Raw genomic sequence first — 13,334 nt, 5'->3', positions numbered from 1 at the left:
AAGCTCTTTACCGCCAGTCAAGCATCGGCTGGCGGTATTCTTATGCTGCAGCATCAAAATGATCATGGAATTCCGTAGGCGTCATCAGATGCAGCTTCCGCTGGATCCGCTCTGTGTTGTAATACCTTATGTAGGATTCAACAGCAGTGGTCAGATCCCCTTTTGAGGTGAACTTCCTGCCATAGTACATTTCCCGCTTCAAAATACCCCAAAAACCTTCCATGGGCCCATTGTCGATACAATAGGCGACTCTGGACATACTCTGCTTCATATGATGTTTCTTTAAACGTGTGCAGAACTGTTTGCCTGTATACTGGAAACCTCTGTCACTATGGAACAGAGGATGCGCGTCCGGCTCAAGGGCCACAGCCTCGTCAAAAGTGTTCATGACAAGCGGATTGTCATTGTGATCGCTGATCTTGTAAGCTACGATCCTGCGGTCATATAGATCCAGGATGGCGCTCAGGTATACCTTATGAACATCTGTGCCGATGTAATACTTGAACTCAGTTACATCAGTCAGCCATTTCTTATTCGGAGCATCCGCGTGGAAATCCCGGTTAAGGTAATTCTTCGCGATGTGCGCCGGATCATCACTGCTTTTTGTGCAGCTCTTCGGTTTCCATTTGATTGCAGATTGGATATGTTTTTTCCGACAAATACGTAAGATACGTTTATCATTGACATCAATCCCTTGATGTTTTTCCAGTTCATCCCGGATCCGACGGTATCCCATATCAGGATGGCTTTCATGGATGGCACTGACCTTCTCTGAGATCTCCTGGTTGCGTTTCTCGCTGAGGCTTACAGGATTCCTGAGCCATCGGTAGTAAGCCCCTCGCGAAAGGTGAAGATGCTCACACAATCTTTGCACAGGATAATGCTTTTCTTCTGAAAGCTCTTTGATCGCCTGGTATTTATACAGATGTCGAGTCAGAGATAGCGATCTTTCATCTCTAACTCTCTGACTTTTTTTAACAGGTCGTTCTCCATCTGGAGATCACGGATCTTCCTTTCGAGTTCAGCGATCCTGTCTCTTTGCTCTTCTTCAGGCGTCCTGGCCGGCTGTGTGCCGGCACGTTTACCCCGCCGGTCCTCCAGGCCTGCAGATCCCATCTTTTCATAGCGCATTACCCAGTTGCGTACCTGTTGATAGGAACAGTTATATTTCAACGCCATTGCGCCATAATTCTTATCATTGGCAAGGCAGGCCCGTACGATCTCAAGACGCTCTTCTGGTGTTGTCTGTCTGGCTTTTCTCATGTAGCTACCTCCTCCGCTTCCACGGGAACGGATTTCTCCATGAGTATTATACTCTTTTAGCCAGTTGCTTAATGGATGTTTTGATCTGAGCCCATAGCGAGCAGCTATCTCCAGCTGAGAACCTTTACCCTCAAGGTAATCATTCACAGCCGCCAGCTTTGTAGTCAATGGATAACTCTTAGAATGCTTTTGGGGAAGGAGACCAGCAGGGCCTTCATTTTTATAGATGTTTACCCATTTCATGAACGAGTCTGTTCCACTTCCCGCCAAGCCTGCCTGTCTGGCCGCTTCTCTTAAGCCAATTTCATGAACGAGTCTGTTCCACTTCCCGCCAAGCCTGCCTGTCTGGCCGCTTCTCTTAAGCCAATCTCTGACCTTAGATAGCTTTCAACCAGTTTGACTTTTATTAATGGATCGATCTTGATTCTATTGGACATAGAAATACCCCCAAGTAGGTTTTATATTTCAATGTCCTACTTGGGGGTAGCATATCATTTTCGATGCGGCAGCCCCTTTGCTTACGCGGAGCGCTTTCCGGAGCAGCGGCATTTACCTCGGATTCACGTGGATCATGATGTGTTTCACCTGGGGAAATGCCTTCTCGATGGCATCATGCACGCCCTCAGCCGTCGCGTGCGCATTTCTCAGGGATTCATTCCCATCCGCCGCGATCTCCATATCCACATAGATTTTGTTGCCGAATACCCTGGTATGCAGGAGGTCAACGCCGAGCACCCCGGGCTTGCTGAGCGCGAGCGCGCGGATTGCCTTCTCCGTCTCCTCGTCGCAGGAATGATCCACCATCTTGTCGATGGCGTCCTGGAAAATGCTGTACGCCGCTTTCACAATGAAGACGCAGATGACCAGGCTGGCCACCGAATCCAGCACCGGATAGCCCATCCGGGCGCCGAGGACGCCGGCCAGGGAACCGATTGAGGAAAATGCGTCACTCCGGTGATCCCAGGCGGACGCGCGGAGCGCGCTGGAATCGTACAGTGCCGCATAGTGCATGGTGTAATGATACATGATCTCCTTGCTGACGATCGAGACCACGGCGGCTGCCGCCGCCAGGGCGCCGGGAACCTGGACTTCACCATTTAACCCCAGGATCGTCTTCACGGCGTTCAGGCCGATAAAGAGGCCGGTGATAAAGAGAATCACCGAGAGGACAATGGCGGTTACACACTCAAACCGCTCATGGCCGTAGGGATGGGACTCATCCGCCGCCTTTCCGGACAGGCGGACGCCGATGATCACGATGACGCTGGAGACAGAATCTGATGCCGAATGGATGGCATCGGAAACCATGGCGCTCGAGTGGGCGATCACGCCCGCAGCCAGCTTCATCAGGGATAGGATCACATTGCCGACAATACCGACAAGAGAGACCCGGGCTGCATCCTTCTGGAACCGCACGTCCCGGCCGGCGCTGGCAAGATTGCCCAGACGGATCTCGCTGGCATCAGCGCCGGAGTATCTCTCATTTTCTTTCTGCTTATTCATAAAATCACCTCGGAAGTATAACGTACTCTCGAGGTGAAATGTTAGTCAATATTAACTTTCTTTCGTGCCGCCTTGCGCAGGTCAGAGCAGGCGGTCCAGGGCAATCTGGCGGAAAACCGGTTTTCCCCCATCCTTGGCCAGGATATTGGTGTGGGTGAATCCGCACCGGATGGCGCACCGGATGGCTTCGGGAAATGCCCCGTCGAGCTTCTCCTTCTGGTGGGCATCGGAATTGATGATGATCTCCCCGCCGAGCTCATGCAGATATCGGAGGAGAGGCGGCGCCGGATACGGCACAGACCGTCTCCCGCGGTTCAGGGCACCGGTATTGATCTCGAACGGAAGCCGATATTCCGCGAGGGCGCGCATGGCCTCCTTCGCCGGACCGAGATAGCGGGGATCTTCCTCGTCAAACCGGGGCTCTTCCTCATTAAATCTCGTCACCAGGTCAAAATGCCCGATAAAGGTGCATTTCGTCCGCGCGACGACCTGGGCTTCCAGGTCATAATACGCGCGGCAGTACCGGTAATAATCACCGCCGAATTCCTCCCGGCAGACCCGGTCCTGGATCTCCACCGTATCGTCCACAGAAGGATACCGGCCATCGCCGAGGTCGAGGTAGTGGGTGGAACCGATGACATATTCGGCCCCGTCCGACGCCTCCGGACGGGAAAGGCAATCCATCTCCACGCCCGCGAGAATCTCGATCCTGTCCCGGTAAGCCTCCCGCAGGCGGCGGATCTCGGTGAGATAAGCCTTCATGTCCATCCGGTAATCCGGATCAAACCAGGTATCGGCATGGCTGGACATTCCCAGGTGGAGGAAGCCCTTCCGGACCGCCTCCCTCACCATATCCTCCGCCGTGTCCTTCCCGTCACAGAAGGTGCAGTGCGTGTGAAAATTTGCCAGCAGGGCCATATCCCACTCCTCTCGAAATCCTCCCGCCGCCAAAGTTATCCCCGCCGTCGGGAACCGCGCCCCAGCAGCCGGACGATCCCCGAAAACGGCGGCAGACGTCACTCGGAATCCGCGTCGGAAGCCATCTTCTCCTGCTTTACCTTGTGGTCGATCACGCGGCGGGAATCCAGCTCCGCCCGGATATCCTCCGGCGTGATGCCCGCCTCCACCATCAGGACAAGCACATGGTAGGTGAGATCCGCAATCTCATAGACGGTCTCCTTCTTATCCCTGTCCTTTCCGGCGATGATGACCTCGGTGCACTCCTCGCCCACCTTTTTCAGGATTTTATCCAGCCCCTTGTCAAACAGGTAGGTCGTGTAGGAACCCTCCGGCATCTTTGCCTTTCTGTCCTGAAGCAGCGCATAGAGCGCGTCGATGGTAAATTTTTCCTCTGCCATAATAACTCCTGTCCTCTCTTATTCTGTCTGGTTCAGTGCAAGCCCGTTTCTGAACCGTTATTTCTGCTTAAACTCCACCCACATCTTGCCGTCAAAGCAGGAATCCGTCCCCTGATGGCAGGCTGGCCCTTCCTTGATCACCCGGACCAGAATGGCGTCAGCATCACAGTCCGTCTCCAGCGTCACGATGTGCTGGAAATTGCCGCTGGACTCGCCCTTCAGCCAGAGCTCGCCGCGGGATCTCGACCAGAAACAAGTCACCCCGCGCTCCAGCGTGATTTCCAGGGAGCGGCGGTTCATGTAGGCGAGGGTCAGCACCCGCCCGGTATTGTAATCCTGGACGATGCAGGGCACAAGCCCCCTGTCGTCAAAAACAACCTTCTCCAGGTTAAAATTGCCGGAGCGCTCCGCCGGCTTCCCGGCCCGCTCCGCCGCGCGGAGAATCGCGGCCTCATCCATTTTCCCGTTCATCCCTGGCGCACCGGTATTCCTTCCTCCGCAAGCCTCTTCTTCAGGTCGGCGATCGAGACCTCCCCGAAGTGGAAAATGCTTGCGGCAAGCCCTGCGGAGATGTCCGGGATCTCCCGGAACAGCTCCACGAAATCTTCCATGCTGCCGGCACCGCCCGAGGCGATCACCGGAACCTTGACGATCGCGTTGACCGCCTTCAGCATCTCGAGATCAAAGCCTTTCTTCACGCCGTCCGTGTCGATGGAGTTGAGGACAACCTCCCCCGCGCCGGCTTCCACGCCGGAGCGGATCCACTCTAGGGCGTCCATGCCCGTGTCCAGGCGCCCGCCGTTCTGAAAGACGTGGAATTTCCCGTCCACCCGCTTCGCGTCGACCGAGAGGACAACGCACTGGTTGCCGTACTTTTCCGCCGCCTCGTGGATGAGCTCCGGCCGGCGGATGGCGCCGGAATTGACGGATACCTTGTCCGCGCCGCTGTGGAGGACGCGGTCAAAATCCTCGATCGAGCTGATGCCGCCGCCCACGGTGAGCGGGATAAAGATCGAGGACGCCACCCGGCGGAGGACGTCGGTGAAAAGCTTCCGCCCCTCAGCTGAAGCCGTGATGTCGTAAAAGACCAGCTCGTCCGCCCCGGCGGCGGAATACTCCGCCGCGAGCGTGACCGGATCGCTGACGTCCTGGAGCCCCTCAAAATTGACTCCCTTGACTACCCTGCCGTCCTTGACGTCGAGGCAGGGGATGATTCTCTTTGTTATCATGATCTTCCTCCCGTCCGGCTCACTGCTCCCCGGTGATCGCGATGGCCTTTTTGAGGTCAATGTCCCCGGTGTACATCGCCTTCCCGACGATGGCGCCGTAGATGCCCATATCCTTCAGCGCCCGGATATTCTCATAGGTGGAAATTCCGCCGGACGCGGTGATTTCCGGGCCGCCGAGCGCCTTAAGCTCGCGGTAGAGCGCAAGGTTCGTGCCCTTCATTGCCCCGTCGCGCGAGATATCCGTGCAGATCACATGCTTCACGCCGAGTTCTCCGAGGTGGCGGACAAAATCCAGCATGTCCACATCCAGGACTTTGGTCCAGCCGCTCACCGCGACTTTCCCGTCCTTCGCGTCCACGCCGACCTCCACCGCGCTCCCGAACTCCGCGAGCGCCTCCCGGAGGAACGCCTCATCGGTCACCGCCTTTGTCCCGAGAATCACCCTGGCAACACCGGCGTCGAGGTAGCGCCGGATCGTCTCCAGGTCGCGGATTCCGCCGCCGATCTCAACGGCCATGCCCGATGCCCGGACAATCGCGGCAACCGCGTCAAAATTGCTGGTCTTCCCGTCCCGGGCGCCCTCCAGGTCAACCACATGGAGATCCGTCGTTCCACAGGCGGCGATCTTCCGCGCCTCCTCCGCCGGATCCTCCGAGTAGACGGTCATTTTCCTGTAGTCCCCCTGGAGAAGGCGGACTACCTTTTGATCATACAGATCGATTGCGGGAATAATTACCATGTCATCCTCCTCAGGGCTTCCAATCGGCAAATGCCTTCAGGATCTTCATCCCGGCCGCGCCGCTCTTCTCCGGATGGAACTGGCAGCCGCAGACATTTTCATGCTGCACAACCGCGGTCACCGGGAAGCCGTAGTCCGCGGTGGCGCGCAGGTCCTCGTCACAGCCGAATCCGGCAAAGGAATGGACGAAGTAGACATAATCCCCCTCCCGGGTGTCCCTGAGGATCGGGCACTTCCCGATGAGGTGAAGGGAATTCCATCCCATGTGCGGGACATCGTAATTCTCCGGCAGCATCGGGGAAATGTCCCGGATCTCGCCGTGGATGAGGCCGAGGCCGTCGTGCGTGCCGTACTCAAAGGAGCGGTCAAAGAGCAGCTGCATGCCGAGGCAGATGCCCATGAGCGGCTTTCCCGCCTCCGCCTCCGCCTTCACCGCGTCGAACATGCCCGTCTCCCGGAGCTTCTTCACCGCGTCACCGAAGGCGCCCACGCCAGGCAGGATCAGGTGGTCTGCCTTCCGGAGCACCTCCCGGTCCCTGGTGATCTCCGCCTCCTCGCCGATGATGCCGAGCGAGCTCTTGAGGGAGAACAGGTTTCCCGCCCCGTAATCAATAATCGCAATCATGCTCATCCTTCCTTTCCTGCCAGGAGTGCGTTCATCCGCAGGATCTCTTCATACTTGAACTGATAGCTGATCTTGTTGCAGACAAAGCGGGCGCTGATATTCACGATATCCACCAGCGGCGCGAGATGATTTTCCCTGAGCGTGTTGCCGGTCTCGACGATATCGACAATCACGTCGGAGAGCCCGAGGATCGGGGCAAGCTCGATGGAGCCGTTCAGCTTGATGATCTCGATATCCCTGCCGACCGACTCATAGTAACCGGAGGCGATATTCGGGAATTTCGTCGCAACGCGGAGCGTCCTGCGGCCGTCATCGAAGAAATCCTTTGGCCCGGCCACGCACATCCGGCATTTCCCGATACCGAGATCGGTAAGTTCGTAGACATCGGGAGTATTTTCCAACAGGATATCCTTGCCACAGATGCCGACATCCGCGGCGCCGTGCTCCACATACACGCCGACATCCCAGGGCTTCACCCAGAAATAGCGGACGCCCTTTTCCGGATTCTCAAAGGTCAGTTTGCGGTTCTTCTCGAGGATGGACGGGCATTCATAGCCCGCCTCCGCCATCATGGCATAAGCCTTTTCGCCGAGCCTTCCCTTCGGCAGCGCAACGTTAATCATTCTGCGGCACCTCCCCTGGTGTTCTCCCTGAGGCTCTCCGGATCAAAGCCATCCTTCGCGAGATCGACCGTAAAACGGCTTCTCGGCCTCTGCTGCATGCTCTCCGCCATATCCCGGCGCACCGCCCGGGCCTGGTACCCGCGGGAGGTGAGCGCCCGGACCGCCTCCGCGACCTTTACCGCGTTCCCGGCATCCTCCCCGTCATAGACCAGGAGATAATCCACGTCATACTTTACCGGCGGTGTGATGTAATTGTCAATCTCATCCAGGTAAATGGCAAAGCCGATGGCATCCATGTCCTTGCCCATTTTCCTGGGCAGGCGGTCGTAGCGCCCGCCGAACAGGAGCTCATAGGGGATCTGCGGAACCGCCCCCTGGAAGACAATCCCGTTATAGTAATCCATGCTGTTGACGAGGGAGAAGTCCAGGAAAATGGAATCCAGCACACCGAAGGCCCGGAGCACCTCCGCCTCCTGGCGGAGCTTTGCGGCGAACTCCGGAGCTCCCGGAACGTCCATGCCTTCAATCATCCCGATGCCCTGCTCGAACGGCGCGTAGAACTCCATGAGGGCCGCCAGGGCTTTCTCCGCCTCCGCGGTAATCTCCCCCGCATTTTCCAGCGCCTTGAGCCCTGCCGTGTTCTTCGCCCCGAAGAGCTCCGCGGTCTTCGCCTCTGTGCTCGGGGAGAGCCCGAGCGCCGCCATCGCCTGGTCGAGGAAGCCGACGTCCGAAACCCGGAGGACATAGCGGTCAGAAATCAGGGCGAGAGACTTCGCCGCCATGGCGAGGATCTCCGCCTCGCAGTAAAAATCCACCTTCCCGACGCACTCGACGCCAACCTGCTGGATCTCCCGATAGTGATGATTGCGGGCGCGGTAGACATTTTCGTTATAATAAACCTTCTCCTCACCGGTGTTGTTCTTGATGATGGAGAGTGTGATATCCGGCTTCATCGCGAGAAGCGTCCCGTCCAGGTCCGTGAAGGTGATCAGCTCCCGGCTGGTCAGGAAATCGCGGTAATCCGCGTAGAGGTCATAGGGTTCAAATTTGGACATCTTGAACTTCCGATATCCGAAGGATTTATAGAGCTCATTGAAATCTGTCGTCGTCATTCCAGCACACCTTTCGTCGATGGGATATCCTTGGCAAACCGCGGGTCAATGGAGACTGCCTCCCGCATCGCATGACCAAGGGCCTTGAACACGCCCTCGGCGATGTGGTGCGAGTTCACGCCGGCCTCCTGGCGGACGTGAAGCGTGATTCCCGCGTTGACCGCAAATGCCCGGAGGAACTCCTCCACCAGCTCCGTGTCGAAGGTGCCGATCTTCTCCGACGGGAAATCCAGCACCGGATAGCAGCCGCCCCGGCCGGAAATATCCACGGCGCAGAGCACCAGCGCCTCGTCCATCGGCAGGTACAGCGAGGCGTACCGCCGGATCCCCTTTTTGTCGCCCAGCGCCTTCCGCACGGCTTCGCCCATGGCGATCCCGATATCCTCGGTGCTGTGGTGGTCGTCCACCCAGGTATCGCCCTTGCAGGAAAGCTTCATCTCAATCCCGGAATGCCGGGAAAAGAGCACCAGCATATGATCGAGAAACCCGATTCCTGTGCTGATCTCCGAATGTTTTCCGTCTCCGTCAAGATCGAGAACCAGGGAAATGTCCGTCTCCGCTGTGGTTCTCCGTATCTCTGCTTTTCTCATCATCTGTTCTCCTTAGCTGTTCAGGATCTCCTCCACCGTCTTCAGCAGGGCGTCCATCTGTTCCTTCGTCCCGATTGTGATCCGGTTAAAGTTGTCTGTCCGCTTGCCCGGCAGGTGCCTGACCAGGATTCCTCTCTCCTTGAGCTGCTCGTACATGGTCTTCCCGCTATAGTCCGGGTGTTCGGCAAAGAGGAAGTTCGCCTGGGAATCCAGCACGCGGAAGCCCAGCTTCTCCAGGGCATCCTTCGTGTACTGGCGCACCGCCATGATCTTCCGGCAGTTTGCCTGGTAGTATGCCCGGTCCCGAACCGCCGCGGCAGCAGCCGCCATGCTGATCCGGTTAATATTGTAGGGATTCGTCGAGTAGCGGATCGTCTCAAGGTCGGCGATCACCTGCTCACTGCCGATCGCGTAACCCACTCTTGCGCCGGCGAGCGACCTGGACTTGGAAAATGTCTGAACCACCAGGAGGTTCGGGTGCTTCTTGACGAACGGCACCGCCGATTCGCCGCCGAAGTCCACATAGGCCTCATCAATCACCACCACATGGCCCGCATTGCTCTGGGCGATCTCCTCGATCTTGGAAACCGGGATGGAGAGGCCGGTCGGGGCGTTCGGGTTGGCGATAAAGACCGCCTTGCCGCAGCCGCGGTAATCCGCGGGATCCAGCGTATAGTCCTCCTTCAGCTTCTTGATGTCCGCCCGGACGTGGTGGAGGCTGGCGAATACCGTGTAAAACCCGTAGGTGATATCCGCGAACGCCGCGCCGTCGGCGCCGAACGCCATGAAGGCAAAATTCAGGCAGTCATCGGAGCCATTTCCCACAAAAATGTTCTCCGGACGCACATCGTACCGGTCAGCCAGGGCTTCCTTGAGCGGCATCACCGTGGGGTCGGAATACAGGCGGAGGTTCTCCGCCTCCTCACGGTTCACGGCATCCAGCACGCCCGGCGCCGGCGGATACGGGGACTCGTTGGTATTGAGCTTGATGTATTTCCGGTTCTGGGGCTGTTCCCCGGGCGTATAGGGAATCAGGTCTTTATATAGAGGATTCAAATAACGGGACATTCTGGCCTCCTGTCGCTTTATCGTGGTAGCAAACTAAAGTGTGGCATACGGGTATGATAAAATAAGTTCAATTTTTTGTCAAGACCGCATTTTCCAAAACCTGCCAACGCATGCGCCGCTGCCGCCGGCCAAAACCTGCTCCGCCTGTCGACGGCACGCGCGGCATGTGATAAAATAAACTGTCAGTAATCATCTTTTTCAGGAAAGTGTACAACCATGAGCCAATATGTCGTGATGGATCTGGAATGGAACCAGACGCCAGCCTTTCATTCTCCCGGCCTCGCCGAGCTTCCCTTCGAAATCATCGAGATCGGCGCCGTCCGCCTGGACGAACATCTCAAGATCGTGTCCGAATTCCAGGGTCTCATCCGCCCTTCGGTCTACCGGAAAATGAACCGGAAAATCACAGAAGTCACTCATCTCACCATGGAAGAACTCCGGGCGAAGGGGCGCAGCTTCCCGGAGGTCATGGACGACTTTTTCACCTGGTGCGGTGACGACTATATGTTCTGTACCTGGGGATCCATGGACCTGACCGAGCTTCAGCGGAATATGGTCTACTACGGCATGGAACTTCCCTTCCCTGTCCCCTTTCTTTACTATGACCTCCAGAAAATCTACGGCATGATCACCGGCAGTCCTGTCATGGAATCCCTGGACAAGGCTGCCGCGGAGATGGCAATCGCCGCGGAGCGCCCATTCCACCGGGCGGCGGACGACGCCTGGTACACGGCGAAGGTCATGCAGAAGATGAATTTTCTGAGCCGGAAGGCCTATGTCTCGACAGACTACTACCGGCTTCCCGGCGAGGATGAAGAGCCGTTCTTCCTGAAATTTCCGGATTATGAAAAACTGGTCAGCCACCCCTACGCGGTAAAGGAGGACATTCTCGCCGACCGGGAGCTCACGCGGATCTGCTGCACAAAATGCCACCGCGCTCTCAGGAAGAAAGTCCGCTGGTTCACCACCAACCAGCGCTACTATTACTGCCTTGCCGTCTGCCCGGAGCACGGTTACGTCTGCGGGAAAATCCGGGTGAAAAAGACCGACGATGGCCGTTTTTTTGCCGTAAAAACCACCCGCCTGACCGATGAATCCGGCGTGGAGCTGGTCATCGGGAAGAAGGAGGATCAGCGCAGAAAGCGCGCCGCCAGGAACCGCCGCCTCCGAATGGAGGAGGCAAAGGCGCCGCAGAAGACCGGCCTGCGCCCCGCCTCCGGCAGCGCGATCGGAAGAAACAGGCGCAGGAAAATGCTGGAGCCCTGATCCCGCCCTGTCCCGCGCCGTAAAGTCTGAACTCTATTCCTGCCCGTCCGCCGGGCCGCCCTCCGGGGGCTTCCCCGCCGCTTTCCCCGCATTCTTCGGGGATCCTGCCGTTTTCCCGGTTTTCTTCGGGAATTCCGCCGGGCCGCCCTCCTTCCGGCGGGCTGCCCCCTCGCGGATCTGTCTTTTCATCCTTTCCAGTTCCTCACGGGTCATGCCGCTCTCCCGGAGGCGCTTCTCCCGCTTTCTCCGGCGGATTTCCGCCTCCATCTCCTCCCTGGCTTTTCCCGCCCTCCGGATGCTGAACAGCAGGTTCAGCACCAGAACCAGGAAAATGCATCCGGCCGCGATCCATAGTACCCGGCGCGGAATCCGGCCGACAAGCTCCCGCACGGAGGGAATCCCTGCCTGCGCCGCGCTCTCCTCCGCGGAGGAAGCGGTGAGCGCAGATTTCGCATCAACTCCGGTGGTTCCGGTGGCGGATTCCGCCCCGATCCCGGAGAGCAGCGCGGAAATTCCGGGCACTCCGGTACTCTCCGCGCTCTCCGCGCTCTCCTTCTTGGAAGTTCCCCCGGACAGGGCGGAGTGCACCGCCTGGTCACCGCCGGGATCCGCCTCACCGAATGGAGACTGCCGGGCAAAGAACAGCCAGGCGGTGCCGACCGTCTGCCCATCCAGGGCGTAGGTCAGTTTTCCTGCCGCGCCGTCCGGCGTTCCCGCCGTGCCGTCCGATGTTCCCGCCGTACCGTCCGATGTTCCCGCCGTACTGTCCGATGTTCCCGCCGTACTGTCCGATATTCCTGCCGTACTGTCCGATGTTCCCGCCGTGTCATCCGCTGCCCCCGCCGCCATCTCCACAGAGACCGTGAGGCTGTCGGCCGGCGCATTTTTCGGCAGAACCAGGCGGCTCTCGCTGTCCACCACCGGCACGAGGCCGGCGCTTCCCCGATAGCCGCCGATCGTCAGGTCATCCGCAAGCCGGCTGACCGCCGTCTCCGTGTCCGCTGCCCGAACCGAAGTAAAATTCTGGAAAGCAAAATCCATCATCCGGCTGGTATCCTCGTACTGCGTATTGCTGCTGTGCAGGACCGCCGTGACCACGGTAAAATCCCCCTCGCGCGCCGCATTGACCAGGGTATTCCGCGCGGCCTGCGTATATCCAGTTTTTCCGCCGATACAGTCGCTCCGGTACTGCGGCCAGTTGGACTTGACCATCTTGTTGCCCGGGGAGATCGCCAGGCCGTCCGGATACCTGCTGTTCGCGGGAAGCTGATAGTACGGTGTCGAGATGATCTGCACAAAGACCGGATTCTGAATCGCTTCCCGAAGAATCAGCGCCATATCGTACGCGCTGACATAGTGGTCCGGATCGTTCAGCCCGCTGGGATTGGCAAAATGGGAATCCTGGCAGCCCAGCGCGCTTGCCGTCTCGTTCATCAGGCCGGCAAATGCCTCCGTGCTCCCGGAGACATGCTCCGCCAGGGCATTTGCCGTCTCATTGGCAGACTTGAGCAGCAGGGCATAGAGCAGCGTCTCGACCGATGCCGTGTCGCCGGGCTCGTAGCCGGCGGACGTGCTGTCATCCTCAACATTCCGGACGGCATTCCGGGAGAACGTCACTTCTTCGCCCAGATCGCATTTTTCCAGCACGATCAGCGCCGTCAGCACCTTGGTGATGCTGGCCGGCGGGTAGGTGCCGTGCATATTCTTTTCGTAGAGAACCGTCCCGGTCGCCGCATCCATGACGACGCCGGCATCCGACGCGATATCACAGCCTGACGGCCAGGGCGTGTCCGCCATCGCCCGGTTACAGCGGGGAAATCCCGCAAAGAGCAGCGCGGCGGCGAGTGCTGCCGCAAGAAGAAGCCGGACAGGACCCGGCTGCCATTTTCCGTGTTTTCTCATCCTTTTTCCTTATGGTAAACCGATATTGCCGCGGAGAACCCCCGGACACAAAGAGG

The 13,334-nt window shown here is 58.2% G+C and carries 15 protein-coding genes; 1 reads left to right on the top strand and 14 read right to left on the bottom strand.

Annotation, left to right across the window (positions count from 1 at the left end; all coding sequences use genetic code 11):
* Positions 1-40 precede the first annotated feature (40 nt).
* The 13 genes from ISF27_RS13165 to hisC all read right to left on the bottom strand — a co-directional run bounded on the left by ISF27_RS13165 (position 41) and on the right by hisC (position 10,110).
* On the bottom strand, positions 41-925 hold the full coding sequence (locus tag ISF27_RS13165) for an IS3 family transposase (RefSeq protein WP_235986239.1): 885 nt from the start codon (positions 923-925) through the stop codon (positions 41-43).
* A gap of 8 nt (positions 926-933) precedes the next feature.
* Complete coding sequence (locus ISF27_RS13160; RefSeq protein WP_207727425.1) at positions 934-1,506, bottom strand: helix-turn-helix domain-containing protein; 573 nt, start codon at positions 1,504-1,506, stop codon at positions 934-936.
* A 306-nt stretch (positions 1,507-1,812) separates the two neighbouring features.
* Positions 1,813-2,766 (bottom strand): cation diffusion facilitator family transporter, encoded by a 954-nt coding sequence (locus ISF27_RS09350; protein ID WP_194611224.1) that lies wholly within the window; start codon positions 2,764-2,766, stop codon positions 1,813-1,815.
* Between the two features lie 81 nt (positions 2,767-2,847).
* Positions 2,848-3,684, bottom strand: a complete 837-nt coding sequence (locus ISF27_RS09345; protein WP_194611223.1) for a histidinol-phosphatase — start codon at positions 3,682-3,684, stop codon at positions 2,848-2,850.
* A 98-nt stretch (positions 3,685-3,782) separates the two neighbouring features.
* Positions 3,783-4,124 carry a phosphoribosyl-ATP diphosphatase gene (gene hisE, locus ISF27_RS09340; protein WP_268904258.1) on the bottom strand — a complete coding sequence of 114 codons (342 nt, stop codon included), beginning with the start codon at positions 4,122-4,124 and terminating at the stop codon, positions 3,783-3,785.
* 57 nt (positions 4,125-4,181) lie between these two features.
* Positions 4,182-4,595 (bottom strand): phosphoribosyl-AMP cyclohydrolase, encoded by a 414-nt coding sequence (gene hisI / locus ISF27_RS09335; protein WP_235986231.1) that lies wholly within the window; start codon positions 4,593-4,595, stop codon positions 4,182-4,184.
* A complete protein-coding gene (hisF, locus tag ISF27_RS09330) occupies positions 4,592-5,353 on the bottom strand; it encodes an imidazole glycerol phosphate synthase subunit HisF (RefSeq protein ID WP_194611222.1) in 762 nt (253 codons plus the stop codon). Before hisF ends, hisI begins: the two co-directional genes overlap by 4 nt.
* Before the next feature lie 19 nt (positions 5,354-5,372).
* On the bottom strand, positions 5,373-6,092 hold the full coding sequence (gene hisA, locus ISF27_RS09325) for a 1-(5-phosphoribosyl)-5-[(5-phosphoribosylamino)methylideneamino]imidazole-4-carboxamide isomerase (RefSeq protein WP_194611221.1): 720 nt from the start codon (positions 6,090-6,092) through the stop codon (positions 5,373-5,375).
* Between the two features lie 10 nt (positions 6,093-6,102).
* The gene (hisH, locus tag ISF27_RS09320) at positions 6,103-6,717 is read right to left on the bottom strand and encodes an imidazole glycerol phosphate synthase subunit HisH (RefSeq protein ID WP_194611220.1); all 615 of its coding nucleotides are present in this window, start codon (positions 6,715-6,717) and stop codon (positions 6,103-6,105) included.
* A 2-nt stretch (positions 6,718-6,719) separates the two neighbouring features.
* Positions 6,720-7,340: an ATP phosphoribosyltransferase gene (gene hisG, locus ISF27_RS09315; protein ID WP_194611219.1), complete on the bottom strand. Its 621-nt coding sequence runs from the start codon at positions 7,338-7,340 to the stop codon at positions 6,720-6,722.
* Positions 7,337-8,452 carry an ATP phosphoribosyltransferase regulatory subunit gene (locus tag ISF27_RS09310; RefSeq protein ID WP_194611218.1) on the bottom strand — a complete coding sequence of 372 codons (1,116 nt, stop codon included), beginning with the start codon at positions 8,450-8,452 and terminating at the stop codon, positions 7,337-7,339. Before ISF27_RS09310 ends, hisG begins: the two co-directional genes overlap by 4 nt.
* Positions 8,449-9,042 (bottom strand): imidazoleglycerol-phosphate dehydratase HisB, encoded by a 594-nt coding sequence (gene hisB, locus ISF27_RS09305; protein WP_194611217.1) that lies wholly within the window; start codon positions 9,040-9,042, stop codon positions 8,449-8,451. Before hisB ends, ISF27_RS09310 begins: the two co-directional genes overlap by 4 nt.
* A gap of 12 nt (positions 9,043-9,054) precedes the next feature.
* Positions 9,055-10,110 carry a histidinol-phosphate transaminase gene (gene hisC, locus ISF27_RS09300; protein ID WP_194611216.1) on the bottom strand — a complete coding sequence of 352 codons (1,056 nt, stop codon included), beginning with the start codon at positions 10,108-10,110 and terminating at the stop codon, positions 9,055-9,057.
* Positions 10,111-10,326: 216 nt separating this feature from the next.
* Here hisC and ISF27_RS09295 point away from each other — a divergent pair, with 216 nt between their 5' ends.
* On the top strand, positions 10,327-11,376 hold the full coding sequence (locus ISF27_RS09295; RefSeq protein WP_194611215.1) for a 3'-5' exonuclease: 1,050 nt from the start codon (positions 10,327-10,329) through the stop codon (positions 11,374-11,376).
* Positions 11,377-11,409: 33 nt separating this feature from the next.
* Here the strand turns inward: ISF27_RS09295 and ISF27_RS13350 are convergent, their stop codons facing one another.
* A complete protein-coding gene (locus ISF27_RS13350; RefSeq protein ID WP_235986217.1) occupies positions 11,410-13,278 on the bottom strand; it encodes a D-alanyl-D-alanine carboxypeptidase family protein in 1,869 nt (622 codons plus the stop codon).
* Between the last annotated feature and the right edge of the window lie 56 nt (positions 13,279-13,334).

The organism is Clostridium vitabionis, from assembly GCF_015351765.1.
Classification (GTDB): domain Bacteria; phylum Bacillota; class Clostridia; order Lachnospirales; family Lachnospiraceae; genus Clostridium_R; species Clostridium_R vitabionis.
Note: the sequence above shows the minus strand (reverse complement) of the source record. Positions and strands in the feature narration are given on the sequence as shown.

Bases quoted from the DNA above. Each gene is read 5' to 3' on its own strand.
- ISF27_RS13160 (WP_207727425.1), bottom strand. From the start codon at position 1,506: ATGAAATGGGTAAACATCTATAAAAATGAAGGCCCTGCTGGTCTCCTT.
- ISF27_RS09350 (WP_194611224.1), bottom strand. From the start codon at position 2,766: ATGAATAAGCAGAAAGAAAATGAGAGATACTCCGGCGCTGATGCCAGC.
- ISF27_RS09345 (WP_194611223.1), bottom strand. From the start codon at position 3,684: ATGGCCCTGCTGGCAAATTTTCACACGCACTGCACCTTCTGTGACGGG.
- hisE (WP_268904258.1), bottom strand. From the start codon at position 4,124: ATGGCAGAGGAAAAATTTACCATCGACGCGCTCTATGCGCTGCTTCAG.
- hisI (WP_235986231.1), bottom strand. From the start codon at position 4,595: ATGAACGGGAAAATGGATGAGGCCGCGATTCTCCGCGCGGCGGAGCGG.
- hisF (WP_194611222.1), bottom strand. From the start codon at position 5,353: ATGATAACAAAGAGAATCATCCCCTGCCTCGACGTCAAGGACGGCAGG.
- hisA (WP_194611221.1), bottom strand. From the start codon at position 6,092: ATGGTAATTATTCCCGCAATCGATCTGTATGATCAAAAGGTAGTCCGC.
- hisH (WP_194611220.1), bottom strand. From the start codon at position 6,717: ATGATTGCGATTATTGATTACGGGGCGGGAAACCTGTTCTCCCTCAAG.
- hisG (WP_194611219.1), bottom strand. From the start codon at position 7,340: ATGATTAACGTTGCGCTGCCGAAGGGAAGGCTCGGCGAAAAGGCTTAT.
- ISF27_RS09310 (WP_194611218.1), bottom strand. From the start codon at position 8,452: ATGACGACGACAGATTTCAATGAGCTCTATAAATCCTTCGGATATCGG.
- hisB (WP_194611217.1), bottom strand. From the start codon at position 9,042: ATGAGAAAAGCAGAGATACGGAGAACCACAGCGGAGACGGACATTTCC.
- hisC (WP_194611216.1), bottom strand. From the start codon at position 10,110: ATGTCCCGTTATTTGAATCCTCTATATAAAGACCTGATTCCCTATACG.
- ISF27_RS09295 (WP_194611215.1), top strand. From the start codon at position 10,327: ATGAGCCAATATGTCGTGATGGATCTGGAATGGAACCAGACGCCAGCC.
- ISF27_RS13350 (WP_235986217.1), bottom strand. From the start codon at position 13,278: ATGAGAAAACACGGAAAATGGCAGCCGGGTCCTGTCCGGCTTCTTCTT.